The organism is Paenibacillus amylolyticus (genome assembly GCF_047302515.1).
Classification (GTDB): domain Bacteria; phylum Bacillota; class Bacilli; order Paenibacillales; family Paenibacillaceae; genus Paenibacillus; species Paenibacillus amylolyticus_G.
In genome coordinates, this window is record NZ_CP168019.1 from 4,636,853 (window position 1) to 4,655,247 (window position 18,395).

Annotated in this window: 18 protein-coding genes; 5 read left to right on the forward strand and 13 right to left on the reverse strand. The window is 47.9% G+C overall.

Annotated features, from left to right (window positions below; all coding sequences use genetic code 11):
• Nucleotides 1-9: 9 nt before the first annotated feature.
• The gene (locus ACDJ59_RS20300) at nucleotides 10-1,503 is read right to left on the reverse strand and encodes a TROVE domain-containing protein (protein ID WP_413405266.1); all 1,494 of its coding nucleotides are present in this window, start codon (nucleotides 1,501-1,503) and stop codon (nucleotides 10-12) included.
• A 371-nt stretch (nucleotides 1,504-1,874) separates the two neighbouring features.
• Here ACDJ59_RS20300 and ACDJ59_RS20305 point away from each other — a divergent pair, with 371 nt between their 5' ends.
• Nucleotides 1,875-3,230, forward strand: coding sequence for a helix-turn-helix transcriptional regulator (locus tag ACDJ59_RS20305; protein WP_413405268.1), 1,356 nt, complete (start codon nucleotides 1,875-1,877; stop codon nucleotides 3,228-3,230).
• The gene (locus tag ACDJ59_RS20310) at nucleotides 3,178-4,062 is read left to right on the forward strand and encodes a WYL domain-containing protein (RefSeq protein ID WP_413405270.1); all 885 of its coding nucleotides are present in this window, start codon (nucleotides 3,178-3,180) and stop codon (nucleotides 4,060-4,062) included. The genes ACDJ59_RS20305 and ACDJ59_RS20310 overlap by 53 nt, the downstream gene beginning before the upstream one ends.
• 121 nt (nucleotides 4,063-4,183) lie before the next feature.
• On the opposite strand, the gene ACDJ59_RS20315 is transcribed toward ACDJ59_RS20310, so the two are convergent.
• From ACDJ59_RS20315 to ACDJ59_RS20340, 6 genes are all read right to left on the reverse strand, one after another.
• Nucleotides 4,184-4,684 (reverse strand): hypothetical protein, encoded by a 501-nt coding sequence (locus ACDJ59_RS20315; protein WP_413405272.1) that lies wholly within the window; start codon nucleotides 4,682-4,684, stop codon nucleotides 4,184-4,186.
• 180 nt (nucleotides 4,685-4,864) lie between these two features.
• Nucleotides 4,865-5,605 carry a hypothetical protein gene (locus ACDJ59_RS20320; protein WP_413405274.1) on the reverse strand — a complete coding sequence of 247 codons (741 nt, stop codon included), beginning with the start codon at nucleotides 5,603-5,605 and terminating at the stop codon, nucleotides 4,865-4,867.
• Nucleotides 5,602-6,300: an ABC transporter ATP-binding protein gene (locus ACDJ59_RS20325; RefSeq protein ID WP_017690291.1), complete on the reverse strand. Its 699-nt coding sequence runs from the start codon at nucleotides 6,298-6,300 to the stop codon at nucleotides 5,602-5,604. Before ACDJ59_RS20325 ends, ACDJ59_RS20320 begins: the two co-directional genes overlap by 4 nt.
• Complete coding sequence (locus ACDJ59_RS20330; RefSeq protein WP_133386622.1) at nucleotides 6,293-6,679, reverse strand: GntR family transcriptional regulator; 387 nt, start codon at nucleotides 6,677-6,679, stop codon at nucleotides 6,293-6,295. The genes ACDJ59_RS20325 and ACDJ59_RS20330 overlap by 8 nt, the downstream gene beginning before the upstream one ends.
• A 225-nt stretch (nucleotides 6,680-6,904) precedes the next feature.
• Nucleotides 6,905-7,768, reverse strand: a complete 864-nt coding sequence (locus ACDJ59_RS20335; protein WP_413409871.1) for an aldo/keto reductase — start codon at nucleotides 7,766-7,768, stop codon at nucleotides 6,905-6,907.
• Nucleotides 7,769-7,814: 46 nt separating this feature from the next.
• Entirely contained in the window at nucleotides 7,815-8,372 is a 558-nt protein-coding gene (locus tag ACDJ59_RS20340) for an STM3941 family protein (protein WP_413405277.1), read from the reverse strand.
• A 395-nt stretch (nucleotides 8,373-8,767) separates the two neighbouring features.
• Here ACDJ59_RS20340 and ACDJ59_RS20345 point away from each other — a divergent pair, with 395 nt between their 5' ends.
• Entirely contained in the window at nucleotides 8,768-10,777 is a 2,010-nt protein-coding gene (locus ACDJ59_RS20345) for a prolyl oligopeptidase family serine peptidase (RefSeq protein ID WP_413405279.1), read from the forward strand.
• Nucleotides 10,778-10,907: 130 nt separating this feature from the next.
• Here ACDJ59_RS20345 and ACDJ59_RS20350 read toward each other — a convergent pair whose 3' ends face one another.
• The gene (locus ACDJ59_RS20350) at nucleotides 10,908-11,150 is read right to left on the reverse strand and encodes a hypothetical protein (protein WP_413405281.1); all 243 of its coding nucleotides are present in this window, start codon (nucleotides 11,148-11,150) and stop codon (nucleotides 10,908-10,910) included.
• A gap of 1 nt (nucleotide 11,151) precedes the next feature.
• Here ACDJ59_RS20350 and ACDJ59_RS20355 point away from each other — a divergent pair, with 1 nt between their 5' ends.
• Both ACDJ59_RS20355 and ACDJ59_RS20360 read left to right on the forward strand, forming a co-directional pair.
• A complete protein-coding gene (locus ACDJ59_RS20355; RefSeq protein ID WP_413405283.1) occupies nucleotides 11,152-11,292 on the forward strand; it encodes a hypothetical protein in 141 nt (46 codons plus the stop codon).
• A 68-nt stretch (nucleotides 11,293-11,360) separates the two neighbouring features.
• Entirely contained in the window at nucleotides 11,361-12,554 is a 1,194-nt protein-coding gene (locus ACDJ59_RS20360; RefSeq protein ID WP_413405285.1) for a MalY/PatB family protein, read from the forward strand.
• Between the two features lie 191 nt (nucleotides 12,555-12,745).
• Here the strand turns inward: ACDJ59_RS20360 and ACDJ59_RS20365 are convergent, their stop codons facing one another.
• The 5 genes from ACDJ59_RS20365 to ACDJ59_RS20385 are packed head-to-tail and all read right to left on the reverse strand — an operon-like array spanning nucleotide 12,746 to nucleotide 17,994.
• Nucleotides 12,746-13,351: an ABC transporter ATP-binding protein gene (locus ACDJ59_RS20365; protein WP_413405287.1), complete on the reverse strand. Its 606-nt coding sequence runs from the start codon at nucleotides 13,349-13,351 to the stop codon at nucleotides 12,746-12,748.
• Nucleotides 13,341-14,297, reverse strand: a complete 957-nt coding sequence (locus tag ACDJ59_RS20370; protein ID WP_413405289.1) for an ABC transporter ATP-binding protein — start codon at nucleotides 14,295-14,297, stop codon at nucleotides 13,341-13,343. The genes ACDJ59_RS20365 and ACDJ59_RS20370 overlap by 11 nt, the downstream gene beginning before the upstream one ends.
• Nucleotides 14,298-14,299: 2 nt before the next feature.
• Nucleotides 14,300-15,301 carry an ABC transporter permease gene (locus ACDJ59_RS20375; RefSeq protein ID WP_413405291.1) on the reverse strand — a complete coding sequence of 334 codons (1,002 nt, stop codon included), beginning with the start codon at nucleotides 15,299-15,301 and terminating at the stop codon, nucleotides 14,300-14,302.
• On the reverse strand, nucleotides 15,298-16,293 hold the full coding sequence (locus ACDJ59_RS20380; RefSeq protein ID WP_413405293.1) for an ABC transporter permease: 996 nt from the start codon (nucleotides 16,291-16,293) through the stop codon (nucleotides 15,298-15,300). Before ACDJ59_RS20380 ends, ACDJ59_RS20375 begins: the two co-directional genes overlap by 4 nt.
• 42 nt (nucleotides 16,294-16,335) lie before the next feature.
• Nucleotides 16,336-17,994: an ABC transporter substrate-binding protein gene (locus ACDJ59_RS20385; RefSeq protein WP_413405295.1), complete on the reverse strand. Its 1,659-nt coding sequence runs from the start codon at nucleotides 17,992-17,994 to the stop codon at nucleotides 16,336-16,338.
• Nucleotides 17,995-18,395 lie beyond the last annotated feature (401 nt).

The window sequence follows — 18,395 nt, forward strand, 5'->3', positions numbered from 1 at the left end:
TCCCCAAATCTAAATATCCATCGCTCTCACCCGGTTCGCGAGAGTATCATATCCTGCCACAGTCTCGGCAATATACGTCAGTACCGTTTCACTCCACCCGTAGATGTAAAAGGTTTTGCCATCCCGTGGCGGTACCATGGCCTGCTGATAAGGTGCTATATCCACAATAAATGCCTTCAGCTCCGGATTCATCATCCGGCGATATCGCTCAAGCTCGGCATATAACGGGCTGCCTTCATTCTGCTGTTCATCGGTGATTATAATGATCTGATCCACTTTTTCTCCGATATCCCGTAGTTCCCGTACTGGTCGACCCGTGTCTGTTCCACCTTGTGCGCGAATACGGTGAGCTTGGGAAAGGATGCTCTCATCCATCTTGGGACGAGCATCCTCAACCATATGGTCGAATAACCAGAACAGTGCGTTACCTCTTGTTTGCTTATAAAGCGCCAGTGCCAGCACCGAACCAATCCGCAAATAATCCCCTTGCATGGAACCGGAGCGATCCAGGAAAATAGCGGTTCTTCCCGGCAGTGTTGGCAGGTTGCCAATGGATAGCTCCACCGCTTGCCGCAAAGCATCCCGCAACTCTTCTCTCGCAAACATTTCATATGCACTGGCGAATCGGAAAGGCAAGATGCGCGACTTACGCAGGGCTTCTGCATCCGTTAGACGACGTGTTACATAATCGATATTTTTCGATTTTTCAAAAACACCTGCCCGATCCATTGCATTCAGATGGCGCAACAATGCAAAGGTCGGCATCTGAGACATTAACGCCTCCCACACCGTACGTGTCGGTTGCATGATCGAGTTGACCACCGAATACGGGAGTTTACCTTTCTCGATCAGATGCATCCGGCTTGCCGGGTTTGGGGTAGCTTTCAGCTTTTCAAGCGCCTGCAACTGCGGAAGTTCCGTAAGATCCACCTCATGCCCGCGCAAATAACGGAATAAGGCTTGTTGCTTCGTATCTATCGGCTTGGGATGTGCTGTAGCGATCATATCGCCCAGACTGTATCCACGCCCACGCCCGTTGTATTTGATCGCCCAATATTCAGTAATGCCGTTCAAAAATTGACTCACCTGACGCTTCACCGCTCGACCACCCTGTCCCCGACCAGTTCCTCTTAGAATCGTCAGAAAATCGGCCAAGTCAGCCGGTGTCTGTACGACTTGGGAGAACACCTTTGCAAAATGATCCACATCCACTTTGGACAGCAGTGCCAGCCCGTATAGAGGCTGTAACCGCATCAAACCTTCATTACGAGCATAGACCAGCGCCCGCGCCATAAACCCTGCATCGACCTCAGCCATCTCCTGATGACTGACCATCGCATCGTCCATCAGTTGCTGGGTATCTGCATAGAACGTATTGTTCAAAGTATTGGTCATCAACATCTGTATATATTGTTCCTCCACCAATCGCTCATAGGCTCCGTAGCCCCCATGATTACGTGTCGTTGGCTGAGGTTGATTAAATAATTGTTTCGCTCTGCTCATCACTCATGACCTCCCGGTGTGAGTCTATTTGCTGTTCTTTCATAATAAAATGTTCCGAGGAAAAAGGTGGGAAGGTATAATACCCGCTCTACCGCTGAGCTACACCGCCATGTACGGCGGCGATTGGATTCGAACCAACGACCTGGTCGATTAACAGTCGAAGTAACCCTCCCTGGCGCCTCGGAACCTTGATTCACAGCGCTTGTTGCTGCCCCGCTTCACAACCTCATTATGCCTCACACATTTACACGCGAACATGGCGAAAGTATGGCGACGAATCATTTTCTGAAATGGAGTCAACCTTCATAAGTTTAAAATGAAACCTGCCACTCATCCTGCTACAATGAAGGGATAACAAGGAGTGAATGTTCATGGCAAGAGAGAGTTTTGACAAAGAAATTCAGTTCTTACGCATGTTATCCCTAACAAGCGGTGCATATAACCGCAAACAATATGCCGAGCGGCTTGGCATATCCGTACATACCTTTGATAAAACCAATCGCAGATTAAAAGAAATCATGCAGACCGTCGCCGACCAACGCTCAGGTGCCGAAGCAGGCCGGGAAATGGCAGATCTCGTCCGCTTCCAATACGGGGAGTCGGCAGAGCCTATGCTGCTCTTCCTCTTCCGCGCCAAGTCGATGAAAGAGACTGAAGTTCAGCGGCTTTCTGTCCTTTTGCATACCTTACAACATAAAGCCTTAACCGCGATGGAACTGCTGGACGCTTGCTGTGCTGATCTGCCGGAGGATCTGGCGTTACCTGACGAGAAAACCATTCGCTCTGATCTGAAGTATCTGGAAGAGGTTGGGGTTATTCGAAAAGAACCTGGTGGCAGGCCATATCAATATGCTTTACAACAGGATGTCCTTACCCAATTAACAGTGGAGGAACAGCTGGAGTTGTATGATTTTGTGGATATGATGGCGAATACCCAGGTTCCTTCCGTACAGGGGTACTTATTGCGCGACAGTTTAAAAAAAGCCATTACGGCAAGTTTCCCGCAAGAAGAAGCTACCGAGCCCTATATCTATAAGTATCACTATTATTCTCGTATCCTGGACGAAGCTCATCTCTACACGCTGCTTAGTGCGATTCGTCAGCGTAAACGTGTGCAGTTCCTATACTATTCACCGAAAAAACCATCCAGCTACAGTTCACAGAATACGAATCCACGCTTTGAACGGGAAGCAGGTGGTCGATCCAACCGGATCGTGCCCCTTGAAGTGATCTATGACCATCAGTATGGTCGTTGGTATGTAATTGGATATCAGGGCCGGCGCGGCTTTGTGAAATTCCGCATGGAAGGCATAACACAGTTGGAGGAACAAGATTCAGTAGAAGAGCAATACATGTCCGAACTGAAGCAGCAGTGGACCGACATTAGTCGCTACAGTTGGCTCGTGGATACGGGAAATACCGTGACGGTTCAAGCTCGCTTTTTCCACCCGGAGCGTGGTCAGCGCAACTTTATTCTGGATCGGGTTCGTCTGCAAGGTCAATGGGGCAAAATTATACCCGAAACGGATCATACCTTTCTCTACGAAATCCAGGTCAACGGTACCACCGAGATCAAACCGTGGTTACGGAGTTTTGGCTCAAGCTGCGAAATAATCGCACCTCAGAGACTACGCCAGGAGATGATTAAGGAATGGAAGGAGATTGCGGAATATTATGAACCTGTTCGAGAAGATGTTCAATTACCAGATGATGACACGACTGAATGAAACCGGACTGTTCACCTGGACCTCACAGGAACGGGCCTGGCTTCGCATGATGCTGAATCACCCTGCTGCGAGAGAAGCGCTGAGCGCTGTAACGTTGGATAAAATGTACAACATGCTGAATGGTGAGCAGGACCTGAACCTTCAGGATTACCTGACCGAAAAAGCCAAAAGCGAAGAAAACAGTGTCTCTCACCCACTACTTCGACAGTTACGGCTAATCATTCTGCATCATCAGGGATTTCGCATGACGGGTCGCGTCCGCAATGGACGCACGAGCCATGATGAATTCGGCTTCCCGTATAAACTGGAGTATTCCATGGTCAAAAAAGAATGGTACGTGCTCTGGTATGCTCCTCGCTTCGACAAACTCATGTCAACCAAGCTGCACAGCATCGTTATCGTGGAAGCCCAACCGGTTGAACCGGATACCGCTTCGGGTTACACTGCCCGAATTGCTGCGATAACGGAGAAGCGCAAAACGACCATCACCATCGAGGTACTGCCCCAGTTCAATCAGGAGTTATCCCGCATCCTCTATGCCTTCTCCTGCTTCGAGAAACAGGTCGAGTACCTAGAAGCCGAGCAGACGTATCGAATCGAGCTGACCGTTCCGCGGAATGAGATGGATTATGTCTTATCCAAGATGCGTTTTCTAGGCAAACGGGTTCGAATCGCTGACCACACGATGCTGCGGGAGCGGATGTCCGAGACAGCTGCCAAGGCATTGGCCCGTTATGCAGAGACAGATTCTGTTATGCATCCCAAACACTCCAATGAAGTTCAGCACCCCCAACGCGAGGAAGGCTCTCTTGCGAAAGCCGATGGTCAATGATTTTGTAAGAGTGGGTTAACCATAACTATTGCTCAAAAGCCAAATCCATATCCATATCCATATACGAAAAAAAAGGTCTGGATGATCTCATCCAAACCTTTTTGCTATACATGCGCCTAAACTAGGTTCCACCACTGCTAGCTGCCGAGTTCCTTCTTTTGTTAATCGCGTGCACGCCCATGACCACTGCAATTAATTCATACGTGTCCAGTTGTTCCGACTGGTTATCTAATACAAATGCCCCTGAACTAAACCAGCCGCTGGTGCGACGGAAACTGGCCACGATGCGGCCACCACTGCCACTTATATCATATTCCTGCGAAAATGCTGGAGCAGACACATCATATGTACCGCGTGATCCTGCGTCATATTCATACTTTTTGCTAAAGAAACTGAACCTGGCCCGCAACACACCCAGATGTCTCCCATCTGCTGCAGTGATATCCCAACGATTCGTTAACATGCGAAATTTGCCGCTACAGACTAATCCCGAGTTATCTGATACATCGAGTGAAGAACCAAAGACACTTTTCAAATCCAGGTGCCCGGCCTGTTCCTGATTTGGATACATAATCTCGGTGTAACCCGCGTTAAAAAAGTTATCCCTGAAGTATAATTCCATAACGTTTCCTCCTTTCGCTTACATATCCTTTTGTTCTCTTTAACCTAATCTCGCATCGAGCACACAATATATTTATATATACGTATAATTAATGGTAATGGATTCAAAAAGTGGATTATTACTGGATGTAAAAAAACGAGCAACCTTGGTTGCTCGCATCACGTTCAAGTTATCCTGTCATCAGACTTCAACTTTTTTGTTGTTCAGGTAAATGGTAGCCCACACCAAGATGACCGCCACAATGACTTCAAATATAATGCTTCCCCACATGCCGTCTGACCATAATACACCATTGGCTGTGATTGCAATACCTGTACTTTCTTCCGTATACCGGAACATCTCATTTGGACTGAAGCGTCCAGTCGTAATAATATTCTCCAACCAGCCAATCAGATTAACGAGGACAAAGAATGCAACGATTCCAATCCATGGCCCAGTTCTCCAACGGAAGCTGCCTGCAATCGAGATCGAAAGGAAGATAATGACGGTCATGAATATCATAACCCATGCGCTAAACAGCAACAAACTAATATAATCCGAAACATGCAGACCCGAAAGATCAATATTGCTAGCCATGTTCATTCTGAGCTTCATTGAAATATAGATGTAGGCATGAGTCGTAAAAATAATGACTAACCCCAACCCGCAAAGTAGTCCAAAGATCAAAGGAGACAACACATGTGATAGGCCCGTTACGGGTAACAGACGGCGATTATAAGAGCGGATATTGGACGTGTATGTTTTAATCATTTTCACATAAATAGCAACTCCAACTCCAACATAACCCATAATGCCAAGCACAATCCCTGTGACCTCAGACACGAAAAGGGAAAGCCCCACTTGAGCGATAATCAAAATAACTAGCCCAGCCAGCAGTGTATTCCAGTTCCTTCTAAAGTCATACTTCAATAATGTCATCATTCCGCATAGACCTCCTTGAACATCTCATCCACACTTTTTCCATATTTCAGACGGAGCGTTTCCACTTCTTCCCGCATCACCAGTTCGCCCTCGCGAATAAAGACAACTTCATCAAAAATGCGTTCGATATCATTCACAAGATGCGTGGAGATGATGAGACTGCTGTCTTCATCATAGAATTTGACGATCGCATCCAGAATCTTGCCGCGCGCAACCGGATCTACTCCGCCAATCGGTTCATCCAGCAAATACAGACGAGCCTTACGAGAAAGTGCCAGTGTTAGTTGTAGTCGTTCATTCATACCTTTCGACAGATGCCGTACCCGGTCACTCTCGACAAGGTTCATGAAGTCCAGCATCTCCCGCGCCTTCTCCTCATCAAAATCAGCATAGAAATCGCGATAGTACGCAATCGCATCCCGGACTCTCATCCACTTTTCGGTTAATGGACGATCCGGCATAAATGAAACCAACGCCTTCGTCTCCAGCCCAACAGGCTTACCTGTGACTTGAATCGTTCCGCTGCTCGGATGCAACAAACCTGCAACCAGCTTCATGAGCGTACTTTTTCCACTACCGTTGCTACCCAGCAGACCTACGATTCGTCCTGGAGCAATATCCAATGTAATATTACTGAGCGCCTTCTTATTGCCATATGTCTTATTGATCTGGTTCAGTTCAAGGATGTTACTCATGCGTTGTTCCTCCCTTTCCTTCCGCAACGGCATCGGCTACGATGGATAAGATATCCTGCTCTTCGATCCCCAGTTCCTGCATTCCGGTCAGAAAACGTTCCAGTAATTCACTTGCCATCTCTTTTTTGATCGTCATAATTTTCCGCTCCTCACTGGTCACATATCTGCCCAAGCCCCGTTTGGTTTCGACCACTTCTTCCCGCTCAAGCTCCTGAAATGTCCGTTGTACTGTATTTGGATTGATCTGTAGTTCAGCCGCCAGTTCACGAACCGAAGGAATTTTGTCACCTGCCTGAAGTGTCCCGGTTACAATCTGTCTCTTGATGTACTGCATGATCTGCAGATAGATTGGTAAATTGTTATCAAATTCTATAGTCACAAAGCTCTCGCTCCTCTCTGTACTGGTGTGTTAGTTACATAGTACACTAGTGAAATAGTGTTGTAAAGCCCATTTGTTAAAATATATATTCGCTCAATTGATGGGCAAGCTTCTGCTATCGATATCCATACAAAAAAAAGAGCAGATCGTGAAGATCTGCTCTGCATAACTTTATTAATCGTATTGTTATCTTATTCATATGCTTATCCAATAAAAAAGAGCCAGCTACACGATATCTAGAGGTACTTTGCCTTTAGATGCAGGGAATGCCTCATCCAAACGGGCGAGTTCCTCTTGTGTCAAAACGATATTCACTGCTGCTGCATTGTCTGCCACATGATTCAGCTGTACCGCCTTCGGAATCGCCAGTACATCTCCATCCCTGATCACCCAGGCTAATGCGATCTGCGAAGTCGTAACTCCTCGATCCTGCGCAATCTTCTGAATGACTGGATGCTCCAACAATTCACTTCGAAGTCTGCCACCCTGTGCCAGTGGACAATACGCCATTACAGGAACGCTCCGTTCCCGCATCCAGGGAAGCAGATCATGTTCAATACCACGCGAAGCTGCATGGTAGAGCACCTGATTCACCATGCACTGAGACCCCTCCGGCAGGCTCCATAACTCCTGCATATCTCTTGTATCCAGATTCGATACACCCCAGCGAAGAATTTTACCGGATTGCTTTAATTGTTCCAAAGCCTCAACCGTCTCTTCGAGTGGTACTCCCCCTCGCCAGTGGAGCAGATACAGATCCAGGCGATCTGTTCCTAAGCGCTTAAGACTACGTTCACAGGCCGTAATCATCTGCTTGCGATCCGCATGATGGGGATACACTTTGGATACGAGAAAAACTTCGTCACGATGGCCCGAGATGGCCTTTCCCGTAATAACCTCTGCCCCACCTTCTGCATACATCTCCGCCGTATCAATCACGGTCATTCCCTGTTCAATACCGGAACGCAGTGCGCGTACTTCTTCTTGCTGGCTGGATTGCTTCTCTCCCATGTTCCATGTGCCTTGTCCTATCGCAGGCAGGGCAGTTCCATCCGGAAGTAGAATCGTGCGTGTTTGATTACCATGCATCATCTATATTCCTCCATTCTGAAGACTTATGGACATTCTGACCTCTCTAACGACGATTATACGAATCATAAATCATGTTATCACTCACATGTCTCCAGTGGCTCATCATCATGATATACAATTGATCCAGTGGTACTGTAAGGCTACTTTGGGCAACGCTGATGGTCGCATCGACCATATTACTGTTGACCGTCATCAATTTGCGTTTCATCCCGTTCTGGCGATCCAGAAAGGCTTTCTCGTCCCGCAACTTGACCCCGATCATTTTCTGTCCCATCAATTCATACATAAAAATATTCTCAACGTCTTTCCAGGCCACTTCTCCTCCTGCGGTATAAGAAGATGCATCCACAAACCCATCCTCATCGATTACAAAAGAAGGTTCCTTCTTGATCATCTTTACCAGACTGTAACAGAAACATAGCCCGAAAAACAAAATGGATAGAAGTCCAATCACATCCGAAAGGATGGAATCATTCGTAACTGAAGAACTATCAAAAATCAAAAAAAATCCGGCTGCCACAAAAAGTGCTGCCCCTGCCGTGAGCCACGCCATTCGTTTCCGGTTTGGATATTCCACATGCTGCTCATAGGATGTGCTCAACGTGACGTTCCTCCTCCATTGCGACTGAATCATACAAGTTCTATATAAACGAATGGCTAAGAACCAAATACCTGAAATGTAGAACAGGAATTGCATTGTACATTAAACCAAATTAACCAATGTTAAACATTGAATTAAGACCATTTTTCGTCATTTCCGCGCTTATTCAACATTAGGATTCGTCATCCTTCGAGCAAATCCTTTTAACACACCTATATGAATTGAACAAAGAATTTTCACATGGGTCACTCCGATGACAGAACAACCTTCCGATCGCTGTTATAAAAGTCTCCCCTCCCATCCTTAGTCATATTGTCCTGTCCCTTGCTTTCCGTTAATATAAATGGAAAGGTTAGGAAATTAACCAATTCTAATTCATGGTGGGAGGACAAACAATGATGAGTCAGCGCGGCATAACATCGGAAGATCTTTATCAGATTACATGGGTTAATGATCCAACTCCGTCCCCTCAAGGCGGACAACTGGTATATGTAAGCCGGAAAACGAATGAAGCACGTGACGGTTATTGTTCTCACCTGAGACTGTTGCATCTGGGGAGTCAGAAGGACAGGCCCTTTACCTCTGGTGAGAAGGATCATTCCCCTGCCTGGTCGCCCGATGGGTCTCAGTTGGCCTTTTTAAGAGAGGTTGATGGGAAATCCCAAGTGTGGATTATCGCATCAGATGGCGGAGAAGCACAGCAAATCAGTCACCTGAAACATGGCGTCAGTTCCCTGCTCTGGTCACCAGACGGTCAAACTTTGCTTGTGAAATCATCCGTGGATATGAGCGGAAATGAAGAATCAGAACATACAGATCCTATAGACGATAAATCCAAACTGCTGCAAGAACATGTCGTAGACCGGATTCGCATGAAGTCAGATGCCAGTGGATTGTGGAACGGTCGACGTTCCCACCTCTTCGCTCTCGCACCGATCGATGCGGAAGCAATTCCTGTAACTACAGGTCATTATGACGTCGGAGACTACGCCTGGTCCCCGGACGGAACATCCATCGCTTGGATTGCGCAGATGCCTGAAGAAGGCGAGGACCATAATGATTACACCCTGACTAATCATGTGTACCTTGCCAAGGCAGACGGATCGGATGTGCAGCAGTTGACCCCGGAAGGGTATACGTTCAGCCGACTGGCCTTTGCACCGGATGGACAATCTCTTGCACTGCTCGCCAGTGACCGTTCTTATGGAAATGCCACACTTGTGAAGTTGTACACCCTTCAGATATCAGGTGGTGAACTCGTATGTCTGAGCACCAATTGGGATGTACAGTTGAATCACAGCATTGTTGGCGACATGCGATCACATCTGACAACCACGGGGCCTGTATTCAGTCGGGATGGTTCATCCATCCTCTGTCTAGCGACCATCCATGGTAGTGTACGCATCGCCAAATTCGCACGAGACGGCAGCAGTGCCGACTATATACGGCCTGACGAACGGGAGATTTATCAATTTGCCGAGTTGGAAAACGGGCAGATCGTTGCCGCTGTAGCCGATACACTAAATCCTGGTGATCTATATATATATGAACAACCGGAAGATCCTGAGGTAGAACCGATTCAGCTCACCCGCAGCAATCCACAGCTTGAGGATGAGATCCACCTTAGTACACCTGAGACCTTCTGGTTTAATTCCTCAGATGGCCTGCGACTGCAAGGATGGATCATGAAACCTCATGGCATGGTCGACGGGGTCAAAATCCCGACCATTCTGGAGATTCATGGCGGCCCGCACATGATGTATGGTTTTTCGTTTATGCACGAGTTCCAAATTCTCGCCGCACAAGGCTACGCTGTTGTGTATATCAATCCACGCGGTGGCCTCGGATACGGGCAGCAGTTTGTAGACGCATGTCGCGGAGATTATGGTGGTGGAGATTATCGCGATCTCATGGAGAGTGTGGACTATGCCCTGTCCCAATATGAGTTTATCGATGAATCCAGATTGGGCGTAACCGGGGGCAGTTATGGTGGCTTCATGACCAACTGGATTGTTGGACACACCGATCGTTTTAAGGCCGCTGTTACCCAGCGTTCCATCTCCAATTGGCTATCCTTCTACGGTGTAAGTGACATTGGATATTTCTTCACGGAAGATCAGATTGGCGGTAACGCGTGGGATGACACGGAAAAGCTGTGGAAACATTCCCCGCTCGCTTATATCGGCAACGTGAGTACTCCGCTCCTCATTTTACATGGCGAACAGGATCTGCGGTGTCCAATTGAACAGGCCGAGCAATTATACGTTGCATTGAAACGGCGCAAACAGGCCACTCGTCTTGTTCGTTTCCCAGGTGCCAACCACGAGTTATCTCGTGGAGGTCATCCTCATCTGAGGGTACGCCGTCTGGAGCATATTGCCGGATGGTTTAACGAGTACCTGTAACGGACTAATATTTAGACTATTAATTCAGAGTATAGAACCAGATATGGATTCAACCCTAAAAGCCGTCCAATGAAATCTGTTATGATTTCAACGGGCGGCTTTTGCTGTTCACCTTTTATAGAAGGAAAGATTACTCTTCGCCCCATACTACGGTGATTTCATTCAGATCCTTGTTGGTTGCAGACACCGAACCTGTGATGGTTACGGCATATTTCCCATCTTCACGACCCACGATGCTGAAGCCGTCTGTCTGGATATCCTGGGTGTTCTGACTCTGATTTTTGGTCTGGTAGTAGTCTTTGTAGGATGTTCCAACAGTTAGCAACGTTTCTTTGGTTGTGTAGGTGAGAACAACTTTTTTGTTACCATCCATTATGTTCTCAATGAGACTTGTTGCCTTCGCATCCTTCGGTAATGGGAAATCAGCCGGAAGATACTTGGACTTCACGCCAGCAGCCTGTGAGTTCGTACCTGTAGATGGTGATGTTATACACGCACAACAGTTGCGAAATTAACCAATGTATTAGATAATTATTTGTCGATTTGTGGTCGAAGGAACGGAACTCAAGGGGGATTAAATACGATGAATAACAATAACAGTACATTTGACCAGCCTATTAACCGGATCTCTACCGGATCAGAAAAATGGGATGCGCTTGAGGATATCTTCGGTGCTGCTGATGCGCTTCCGATGTGGGTGGCCGATATGGATTTTGCTGCTCCACCATCCGTCATTCAGGCCCTGCAAACACGGATGGAGCATGGGATTTTTGGTTATACAGTACGGACTGAGGCGTATCATGCAGCTGTTGCAGGCTGGATGGAACGGCGCCACAACTGGAAAATTAACGATGACTGGATTGTATTCACTCCCGGTATCGTGCCCGCACTCAGCATTGCTGTACAACGATTCACTCAACCGGGAGATGCAGTGGTCATCCAAACTCCGGTGTATGCTCCCTTCTATGAAGTAGTGCGTGGTCAGGGCCGTGAACTGATCACCAATCCTTTGGTAGAGAATAACGGTCATTACACGATGGATCTGGAACAACTGGAATCCAGCTTGCAGACCGGTCGGGTTAAAATGCTGATTCTGTGCAGTCCTCATAACCCGGTTGGACGGGTATGGACTCATGAGGAGCTTGAAGGGCTTACGTCACTGTGTCTGCAATACAACGTACTGATGGTTTCAGATGAAATCCATGCCGATCTTGTTCATCAGCGCGGAACTCATACACCACTGACCCTGATCTCGGACGCCGTCTCTGATCTAAGTATCATCTGTACGGCTCCAAGCAAAACGTTCAACATTCCTGGCCTCTGCACATCCAATATCATCATCCCCAATGCCAAGTTGCGGGAATCGTTCGCGCAGGGTGTAAAAACGATGGGACTTGCCAATATCAGCACATTGGGGGCTGTTGCAACCGAAGCCGCTTACAATGATGCCGAGGAATGGCTGGATGAGTGCCTTGCCTATATCCGTGGAAATATGGAGTATGTACAGCAATATGTTGCGGAACATATGCCTCAGATTAAGATGCATCTGCCTGAAGCAACCTATCTGTTATGGATGGATTTCCGGGAGCTGAATATCCCACATGCACAACTATGCAATATGCTGCTTCATGAAGCAGGGCTCGCTTTCAATGACGGGAGTTTCTTTGGAACAGAGGGTACAGGGTTCATGCGCATTAATGTAGCCTGTCCACGTTCCACGGTTGAAGAGGCGATGCGCAGGTTATCTGTGTTGTTAAGCAATGTGTCGGGCAAATAAGCTGTCAGTTACATCTATGTACGTTGCGAACAAAACGTGTACTGTTTGTTAAATGGTGAATATTTGTCAAAAGAGAAAAAAGGGTGCCCCGTAGTCAAGTCCATGACTCATATTCATGGTCAATGACTTCACAAGGGGCACCCCTTTGTATTCGATCATTTTATTTATTCAAAACATAATTAAAATTACAGTCACATCGATATCGACATCGGTGTAATTCTGTCGCACAACCTGTTCAGCAAATCCCGATCATGGCTTATGATCAGTAATCCCAGATCACGCTGGCGAGCCACTTCCATCACGGTATGCCAGATCTGTGCCTGAGTGATGGCATCCAGCATCGTTGTCATCTCATCTGCGATCACGTAACGTGTCGCTGTACCAAGTGCCCGCGTCACACAGAAACGTTGCAGTTCTCCACCGGATAATTCACTCGGCCTACGGTCCAACCAGGTCTGCTGAATACCCAATGCTTCGAGCAACTGTTCATCCTGCACAGACGCCTCCTGCAACACGCGGCGCATTCGCCAGCGTGGATTCACAGCTTTCTCCGGATGCTGGAATACCAGCTGAACCGGACATACTCCTGTACGTGGGAGTGGTTTCCCATCCAGAAGCACTTGTCCTGCCACAGGTTCGGCATATCCTGCAAGGATGCGTCCAAGGCTTGTTTTTCCACAGCCACTTGGTCCCCACAAGCCCACGACTTCGCCTTGTTTCACCTGCATATTCATCTGCTGGAACACCCACGATTTCGGATCGTAACGGTAACTCACGTCCCGTGCTTCAAGTGACATGGAAACACCTCACTTCTCCGCCCCGTACCTTACGAAGTTCTGGACGTTCGCGGGTACATGCAACGGTTGCTACGCTACATCGGGGAGCAAATGAACATCCTATCGTGATCTCTTGACCTGCCAACGGCTGGGAGCCTGGGAGTGGCTGAAATCCGTTCTGCGGCAACGCATTCCAGAGCGCTTTAGTATATGGATGACGCAGACGTTCTCCATTCCCTTTAAAATCATCCACCTGCGCCGCCTCTACATTGGTCCCCGCATAAAATACAGCGATACGATCGGCTACCATCAGGGCTGTCGTGACATCATGGGTGATCCACAGGATACCTACACCTTGATTTGCAAGCTCGCGAAATTGCTTCATCGTCTCGGCCAGCACTTCGGGATGAATGCCTGGTGTCGGCTCATCGGCAATGATCAGCTTGGGCTGACCTGAGGTTGCTGTAGCCATCAACACCCGCCTTGCCATACCTCCGGACAACTCAAACGGATATTTCCCGGCTGTTCCTTGAGGAAGATGATAACGATCCGTCAGCTCCTGCTCCGTCTTTTTCAAGTGGGATCGAGTTATGAAGCCTCGTTTCTGTCCGGAATCTCGGGTTACCGGCTGAACTTGCCTTCCCACCTTCATCAGCGGGTCCAAATAACTGACGGATTGTGGAATCAACATCAGTTCATCACCACGCAGATGAAGCTGCCGCTCCGGGGTCAAAGGCTCGCCACTATAGCTAATACGTCCCTCTAACCTGGCATTGACAGGTAGAATACCCATAATGGCCTGCGCCAGCACACTTTTACCCGATCCACTTGCGCCTACAACAGCCACGATCTCGCCCTCGTTTATGGAAAGATCCAGATTCTGAATGACATAAGTCTGTTCGTGCCCAAACCAACCACGAGCGCGCCGAAATGACACCGACACTCCCTCAATATCAAGCAGAGCCATATTTACCTCACCTCCCTTGAACTACCTGTACCCGTCAATGTCTTCAGACTGTTGCCCAATACATCAAACGCACGAACAACCAGCAACAATGCCAGTCCGGGGAAAAAGGCGAGCCACCACATGCCAGCAGATAAATATCTCATCGACTCTGACAAAATAATTCCGATTGCCGGTTGTTGTGGGGACAACCCCAGCCCTAGAAACGTAATGGCTGCCTCATGCAGAATCGCATGGGGAAAGATTAGCAATATGCCCACGAACAGCTGCGGGACCAGATGTGGCAGCATATGTTGCATCGCAATCTGTAACCTCGATTGGCCCAACTTGTGTGAAACCTGAATGTATTCTGCGGATTTCAGTTGAATCATCTCCGCTCTTACAATCCGGGCCAGATTCGGCCAATGCGTCAGCGCAATCGCTGCCGCCACTCCTGCTAAACCTCCACCGAATACAAAGGCCAGCATAACTAGCGATACCAGATGAGGTACACTCAGGAACAGGTCGATAATCCATGAGATTACCCGGTCAGCAGCCTTGCTTGAAGCGGCAGCTAAACCCAATAGCAGTGCGATCAATCCGCCACCACATGCAGCAAGCAATCCCACTTGAATGCTGGTTGCCAATCCTTTTAACGTACGCATGAACATATCTCTTCCGAGCCAATCTGTGCCAAATGGATGCGCCCAGGTTGGAGCCAAATTCCGATCCATTAGTGAAGTCAGCGTAGAACCAGCCGGAAGCAGCCTGCCCGTCAACCACACAACGGCAATCCAGATCACCGCGAGGCTTCCCCAGATCACCGCTCTTTGGCGAGGGTTGCGGAAATTTTGGTCTCTGGCAGCCGTATAATCTTTTCTCGATGGGCGTGATGTTCCTGTTCCATTCCCAGCTTGTAGAGACTCGGTATTAATGTTGTACCGTACCTCTTGATTCGCAGTTTTCAATTTCTGTATTTTGGCTGTTTCTGTCGTCTGCTCGGAGGAGCATTCTACCGTCTGCTTCATGACATCAGCTCCTCCTTCATCCGTGGATCAATCAAGCGATACAGAATGTCGGCAACCATATTACCTGTGAAAACAAAAATCGCACTGCACATCACAAGTCCAAGCAGCAGTGGAACATCTCCACGCACCCCCGCCTGAACCGTCGCCTGACCAAGGCCGGGGTATGAAAATACCTGTTCTGCAAGCACAGCCCCACCAAACAGTTCACTGAACGAAGCAAACTGCAGCGTGATGGCTGGCAAAACAACATGTCTGAACCCATGTCGACGGAACAGCTGAAATCCACGCTCACCTCGCGCTCTCGCAAACAGAATATAATCTGACTCGAGCACATCTGTGAGCTTCTGCCGGGTATGCAAAGCAATAGAGGCTACCCCGGTCAGGCTGAGAGTCAACGCTGGCAAAATCATATGAATAACCCGATCTCCCCATGTAACCTGATCAGCTGACATCCCGGCGGGTACTCCAAGCCCAACCGGAAGCCATCCAAGCCACACACTAAATACCATCAGCAACAACAGCGCAATCCAGAATACTGGCGTGGAAGCCAGCGTATAACAATACCAACAGATCAGGCGATCCAGCTTCGAATCCCGTCTCATGGCGGCAACTACACCAAGAGTGAAACCAATGATGCCGGATAATATCCAAGCTACAGCCATAAGTGCGACAGAATTCATGAATCGTTCCTGGATAATATCCGCTACAGGCTGTCTGTAGATCATTGATGTCCCCAGATCTCCCTGAATCAGCGTTTGTCCCCAGGTTAGTAATCGTTCCACGGGAGATTCATTCAATCCCCAACGTTCTTCGATTAAACTGCGCTGTTCGGCGCTTACCCTGATCATGTCTCCACCAATGTAGGCTTCGATCGGATCAACAGGAGAGAATTGCATTAATATAAAAGACAACACACTGACTCCAACCAATAGAGATACAAGTCGCAACATTTTAAAACCAACAAATCTCGCCCATCCATTCCTGCCTGTCATCCAATCTCTCCCCAATTCAGGCTAAAGCTACCGGTACGTTTCCTACTTTGTACTGTTATCCCAGGACCATTCCTCCAGATTGGTTGTCACCGGCCAGCCGTGACCATGGGGGTGGATCTGCTGCTCACCAATGTTCAGGCCATTCGTAACCAGATACAGATGATCTATGTTCACAAGCCACGCCCATGGCGCATCACCCTGATAACTGAAACCTGTTGTTCCATCCCATTCCGCTTTCTGCCAGAACGGCAATGCCTCTTCTTCACTTGTTGCCTGAAGGGCTTTGTCCATCCAAGAATCCACGACAGGATTACTGTACAGCCCCACATTGTAATACCCTTCTCCTTTATGAGTACTGCTATAGAGGTTATAGGTTTCCAAAGGGTCATGACTGCCCCAACCAAATAATACAGCGTTGGAGTAAGCCATCTTTTTTGTCTCTTCACGGCTTTTGCCTTCAACATTGATTTTGATTCCCGCCTGGGCTACCATATCCGCAGCAGCCAGTGCCAGAGATTGTCTTGTTAAATCACCTGCAAAATAAAGCAGATTGAATTCGGCCTTGACGCCGTTTTTCTCGACGATACCGTCACCGTCCGCATCTACCCAGCCACCAGCGGCCAGAATCTGCTTTGCTTCTTCGAGATTGGCATCCGTAAATACAGCTTCCGCATTGCTCCAAGGCAGGTCATCGCTGACGGAATACGCTGGACGACCGTACCCTTCCAGTACACCCTCAACCAAAGCCTTACGATCAATCACGACATTCACCGCTTGGCGAATCGCCAAATCGGATGTCACATCATTCCCTGCGGGAAGACCATCGCCCGACTTGGCACCAGCAGGCTGCATCGGGAACATGATGCCACGGTTATCTACGGTTTTCACGGCCTCTAATGTCATGCCATTCACCTGTTGTTTGCTAAACGCTGCCGGGATAGCAGCGATATCCACCGTACCTGCCTGCGCAGCGGCGTAGGCTGCATCTTCATCCAGATAGAGGAAGGTGAGTTTGTGGAATACAGACTTGTTACCGTAATATTCTTCATTGGCTTCTACGATGGCCTGTTGTCCTTTGTCCCACTGAACCAGCTTGTACGGTCCTGATCCGACCGGATGTTCTGCATAATCAGCCCCATAGGCGTGTTCAGGCACAATGCCAAGTGTTGTCAGCAGACTGATAAATGTAGACTGCGGCGACTTCAGTGTAAATACGACCGTGCTATCATCAGGTGCCTTCACATCAGCCATATTCGTCAAATCAATCACAGACCCACTCTTGGCAGCTGTTTCAAACGTAAATTTTACATCCTCAGCCGTCAGGGCTTCCCCATCAGAGAATTTCACATCGTTCCGAAGCGTAACCGTCCAGGTCAGCCCATCTTCACTAACTGAGTATGTGGTAGCCAGATCGTTAACCAGCTGTAGCTTGGCATCCCGCTTCAGCAGGGTACTTTGGAAAAGTGGTGACCCATATTGCCCCCATCCGGTTGTTGGATCAAACCCACCTTCCGGCTCGGTGCCAACCGCCAGCACCAATTCGTCTTTGGTTGACGTTGGAACTGACTGTCCATTCTCTGCTGATGAAGCTATTGGCGCTGTGCTCTGTGCACAACCAGATAAACCAATGGAACATACAAGCAAAATGCCTAATCCTGTTCTACCTTTTCGTTTTCCCCATCTCCATGAAAATCTGCCCATTCTGGTCGTTCCCCCTCTAAATATGTGCTGCACTCACTTGTTTCGTGTTACTTTTTAGAGAAATTGTAGCACAAAATACAAATCATATGTCAACAAAGTTAACTTCGAAATCCATATTTTTTCATATTATAGATAAAAATCCGGCTAAACTCTATAATCTAGCATCTGGATCGCTTATAGAGAGTCAGGTATTATAACAAACAACAAAAAAACAGACCGTTGGCATCTTGAATTGAGATGTCATAGCTCGGATGACGCTCAAAAGTTTCGGAACCAAAGAAGAACTAAATAACATAAAAATTAAATTATTATAAAACTTTCTTCATTTTTTGTTGTTATATATTATAAGAGTTGGAAAAGGATGTAGTATGTAATGTATTACATACACTTTTCCTACTCAT

Excerpts from the sequence above, each read along its gene's own strand:
- ACDJ59_RS20300 (WP_413405266.1), bottom strand. The coding sequence starts at position 1,503 with ATGAGCAGAGCGAAACAATTATTTAATCAACCTCAGCCAACGACACGT.
- ACDJ59_RS20305 (WP_413405268.1), top strand. The coding sequence starts at position 1,875 with ATGGCAAGAGAGAGTTTTGACAAAGAAATTCAGTTCTTACGCATGTTA.
- ACDJ59_RS20310 (WP_413405270.1), top strand. The coding sequence starts at position 3,178 with ATGAACCTGTTCGAGAAGATGTTCAATTACCAGATGATGACACGACTG.
- ACDJ59_RS20315 (WP_413405272.1), bottom strand. The coding sequence starts at position 4,684 with ATGGAATTATACTTCAGGGATAACTTTTTTAACGCGGGTTACACCGAG.
- ACDJ59_RS20320 (WP_413405274.1), bottom strand. The coding sequence starts at position 5,605 with ATGATGACATTATTGAAGTATGACTTTAGAAGGAACTGGAATACACTG.
- ACDJ59_RS20325 (WP_017690291.1), bottom strand. The coding sequence starts at position 6,300 with ATGAGTAACATCCTTGAACTGAACCAGATCAATAAGACATATGGCAAT.
- ACDJ59_RS20335 (WP_413409871.1), bottom strand. The coding sequence starts at position 7,768 with ATGCATGGTAATCAAACACGCACGATTCTACTTCCGGATGGAACTGCC.
- ACDJ59_RS20345 (WP_413405279.1), top strand. The coding sequence starts at position 8,768 with ATGATGAGTCAGCGCGGCATAACATCGGAAGATCTTTATCAGATTACA.
- ACDJ59_RS20350 (WP_413405281.1), bottom strand. The coding sequence starts at position 11,150 with ATGGATGGTAACAAAAAAGTTGTTCTCACCTACACAACCAAAGAAACG.
- ACDJ59_RS20355 (WP_413405283.1), top strand. The coding sequence starts at position 11,152 with ATGTTCTCAATGAGACTTGTTGCCTTCGCATCCTTCGGTAATGGGAAA.
- ACDJ59_RS20360 (WP_413405285.1), top strand. The coding sequence starts at position 11,361 with ATGAATAACAATAACAGTACATTTGACCAGCCTATTAACCGGATCTCT.
- ACDJ59_RS20365 (WP_413405287.1), bottom strand. The coding sequence starts at position 13,351 with ATGTCACTTGAAGCACGGGACGTGAGTTACCGTTACGATCCGAAATCG.
- ACDJ59_RS20370 (WP_413405289.1), bottom strand. The coding sequence starts at position 14,297 with ATGGCTCTGCTTGATATTGAGGGAGTGTCGGTGTCATTTCGGCGCGCT.
- ACDJ59_RS20375 (WP_413405291.1), bottom strand. The coding sequence starts at position 15,301 with ATGAAGCAGACGGTAGAATGCTCCTCCGAGCAGACGACAGAAACAGCC.
- ACDJ59_RS20380 (WP_413405293.1), bottom strand. The coding sequence starts at position 16,293 with ATGACAGGCAGGAATGGATGGGCGAGATTTGTTGGTTTTAAAATGTTG.
- ACDJ59_RS20385 (WP_413405295.1), bottom strand. The coding sequence starts at position 17,994 with ATGGGCAGATTTTCATGGAGATGGGGAAAACGAAAAGGTAGAACAGGA.